Annotated in this window: 2 protein-coding genes; both read left to right on the top strand. The window is 61.3% G+C overall.

Annotated elements, in window-relative coordinates; genetic code table 11:
- Window positions 1–66: 66 nt before the first annotated feature.
- Window positions 67–1,215 carry a macrolide transporter subunit MacA gene (gene macA, locus AC3WMV_RS23785; RefSeq protein ID WP_096797354.1) on the top strand — a complete coding sequence of 383 codons (1,149 nt, stop codon included), beginning with the start codon at window positions 67–69 and terminating at the stop codon, window positions 1,213–1,215.
- 2 nt (window positions 1,216–1,217) lie between these two features.
- A complete protein-coding gene (locus AC3WMV_RS23780) occupies window positions 1,218–3,176 on the top strand; it encodes a MacB family efflux pump subunit (protein ID WP_103369014.1) in 1,959 nt (652 codons plus the stop codon).
- Window positions 3,177–3,686: the final 510 nt, after the last annotated feature.

Genomic DNA, 3,686 nt, shown 5'->3' with positions numbered 1-3,686 from the left:
GTGTGGTTGTTCTATCAAGACCCGGCCGCTGGCCGGGTTCATCCCTGAACGGACTTGTGGTTATTTATGGAAAAGTCGAAGTTGCGCAAAGTCGGTATGGGGTTGGCATTGGCGGCGGTGGCCGGGTTGGTGCTGTACACGGTGCAGGCACCGGCCGAAGCGCCGAAATACCAGACCGCCCCGGTCGAACGCTCGGATATCGAAAACACTGTGCTAGCTACCGGTTTGCTGGAAGGCGTCAAGCAAGTGGATGTCGGCGCCCAGGTGTCGGGGCAGTTGAAGTCGCTCAAGGTCAAGGTTGGCGACAAGGTGAAGAAGGGCCAGTGGCTGGCCGAGATCGATCCGCTGGTGCTGCAGAACACCCTGCGTCAGGCGCAGGTCGATGAGGAAAACCTGCAGGCGCAAAAGCGCGCCACGCAAGCCCAGCTCAAGCAGACCAAAGCGATTTACCAGCGCTATCAGAACCTGCAGGAAGACGCGTCGATCTCGCGTCAGGACTTCGAAACCGCGCAATCGGACTACGAGGTGCAGCAGGCCAATCTGCTGTCGCTGGACGCGCAGATCAAAAGTGCGCACATCCAGATCGACACCGCCAAGGTCAATCTCGCGTACACGCGGATCGTCGCGCCGATCGATGGCGACGTGGTCGGCATCGTCACTCAGGAAGGCCAGACCGTGATCGCTAACCAACTGGCGCCGATCCTGCTGAAACTGGCGGATCTGGACACCATGACCATCAAGGCCCAGGTCTCGGAGGCCGATGTGATTCATATCGCGCCGGGGCAGCAGGTGTATTTCACCATTCTCGGCGAGGACAAACGCTATTACGGCAAGCTGCGCGGCACTGAGCCGGCGCCGCAGAACTTCCTCGAAACGCCGCCGGCCGGCACCCCGAAGCAAAACACCGCAGTGTTCTATAACGCGCTGTTCGAGGTGCCCAATCCCGACCATCGCTTGCGCATCTCGATGACCGCGCAAGTGCGCATCGTCCTCGATACCGCGCAATCGGTGCTGACCGTGCCGGTGGCCGCGCTCGGGCCACGCAACGCCGATGGCAGCTTTCCGGTGCGGGTGCTGGACGCCAAGGGCCAGGCGCAGTCGCGCAACGTGCAGACCGGGATCAACAACAACGTCAAAGTGCAGATCAATCAGGGCCTCAGCGAAGGCGAGCGGGTGGTGATCGGTGATCCGTTGCCCGCCGTGGCGGGGGCTTGAGCATGACGCAAGCGTTGCTGCAACTGACCGGCATCACCCGCAGTTTTACCGCCGGCGACCGTGAATTTCTCGCACTGAAGAACATCAACCTGACGATCAGTGCCGGGGAAATGGTGGCGATCATCGGCACCTCCGGCTCCGGCAAATCAACCCTGATGAACATCCTCGGCTGCCTTGATTACGCCACCGCCGGCAGCTACAAGATCAACGGCCAAGAGACCCGCGACCTTGACGATCAGGCGCTGGCCGAACTGCGCCGCGATTACTTCGGTTTCATCTTCCAGCGCTATCACTTGCTGCCGCACCTGAGCGCGATGCACAACGTCGAGATGCCGGCCATCTACGCCGGCATCCCCGCACCGCAGCGCCACGCCCGCGCCCGCGAGTTGTTGGCGCGACTGGGTCTCGACGGACACCTGACTCACCGCCCAAGCCAGCTCTCCGGCGGGCAACAACAGCGGGTGAGTATCGCCCGGGCCTTGATGAATGGCGGTGAAGTGATCCTCGCCGACGAGCCCACCGGCGCCCTCGACACCGCCAGCGGCAAAGAGGTGATGCGTATTCTGCTGGAGCTGCACGCGGCCGGGCACACGGTGATTCTGGTGACCCACGACCCGAAAGTCGCGGCCAACGCCGAACGCATCATCGAAGTCAGCGACGGTGAAATCCTCAGCGACCGGCGCAACCAGCGCGACACCGGGCAACTGTCGGACGAAGAGGAGGTGCCGCCCAAACCACCGGCGACACGCCGTTTGGTCGCCAGCCTCGGGCTGTTCAAGGAGGCCTTCAACATGGCCTGGGTGGCGCTGATTTCGCACCGCATGCGCACCTTGCTGACCATGCTCGGGATCGTCATCGGCATCACTTCGGTGGTGTCGATTTCGGCGATCGGCGAGGGCGCGAAAAACTACGTGCTCAAGGACATTTCGGCGATCGGCAGCAACACCATCGATATCTATTCCGGCAGCAGTTTCGGCGACAAACGCGCCGCATCGATCGAGACACTGGTGCCGGCCGACGTCACCGCGCTGAATCAGCTGTATTACGTCGACAGCGCCACCCCGGTGGTCGGCCGCAGCATGCTTCTGCGTTACCGCAACATCGACCTCGACGCGCAGATCAACGGGGTCAGTGATCAGTATTTCCAGGTGCGTGGAATCAAACTGGAGGCAGGCATCACCTTCAGCGAGAGCGATGCGCGGCGCCAGGCGCAGGTGGTGGTGATCGACTACAACACCCGGCATCGGTTGTTCGGCGAGGGTGTCGATCCGCTGGGCCAGGTGATCCTGATCGGCAACCTGCCGTGCACGGTGATCGGCGTGGCAGCGGAGAACAAAAACCTGTTTGCCTCCGGCAAGACTCTCAACGTCTGGGTGCCCTACGAAACCGCCGCCGGCCGTATCCTGGGCCAACGCTTTCTCGACAGCATCAGCGTACGGATCAAGGACGGCCAGTCGAGCAAAGTCGTGGAAAATCACGTCACCCAATTGATGCTGCAACGCCACGGCATCAAGGACTTCTACACCAACAACCTCGACAGCGTGATGCAGACCGTGCAGAAAACCAGCCGTTCGCTGGCCTTGCTGCTGTCGCTGATCGCGGTGATTTCGCTGGTGGTCGGCGGCATCGGCGTGATGAACATAATGCTGGTGTCGGTCACCGAGCGTACGCGCGAGATCGGCATTCGCATGGCGGTCGGCGCACGCCAGTCGGACATTCGTCAGCAGTTTCTGGTGGAAGCGGTGATGGTTTGCCTGCTTGGCGGGGCGATCGGCATTTCCCTGTCGTATGCCATCGGCCATCTGTTTTCGCTGTTCATCAAGGAGTGGGAGATGGTGTTCTCCATGGCCTCGGTGCTGACGGCGGTGATCTGCTCGACGCTGATCGGCATCGTCTTCGGCTTCGTCCCCGCGCGCAATGCATCGCGCCTCGATCCGATCGAGGCGCTGGCGCGGGACTGATTGCCGAAGCTGATTGGCCGGGCTCGTGCCTGAAGCGCACAAATCGAAAGGGACGGGTCATGAACCCGTCCCTGTTTTTCGTCAAGCCGATCACCCTCCCAACTGAATGCACTCATTCCAACTGTGGGAGCGAGCCTGCTCGCGAAAGCGGCCTCACAGTCGACCAGTCCCTGACTGAGTGCACTCGATCAAATGGTGGGAGCTGGCTCGCCAGCAATGGCGGCCTACCCGCCGACCAACCTCCCACCTGAATGCACGCATTCCAACTGTGGGAGCGAGCCTCACAGCTGACCAATCCCCAACTGAATGCACTCGGTCAAATTGTGGGAGCTGGCTTGCCGGCGATGACGGCCTACCAGCCGACCAACCTCCCACCTGAATGCACGCATTCCAACTGTGGGAGCGAGCCTGCTCGCGAAAGCGGCCTGCCAGACACCATCAAAACTACAGGAGCAATCCCGGTTCTCCACACACACAATAAACGCACCCCTGCAATCACGTTTAAAGTAC

It is taken from the genome of Pseudomonas sp. FW305-3-2-15-E-TSA4, assembly GCF_058787295.1.
The sequence above is the reverse complement of the archived record's forward strand: the minus strand, read 5'-3'. Positions and strand labels throughout refer to the sequence as shown.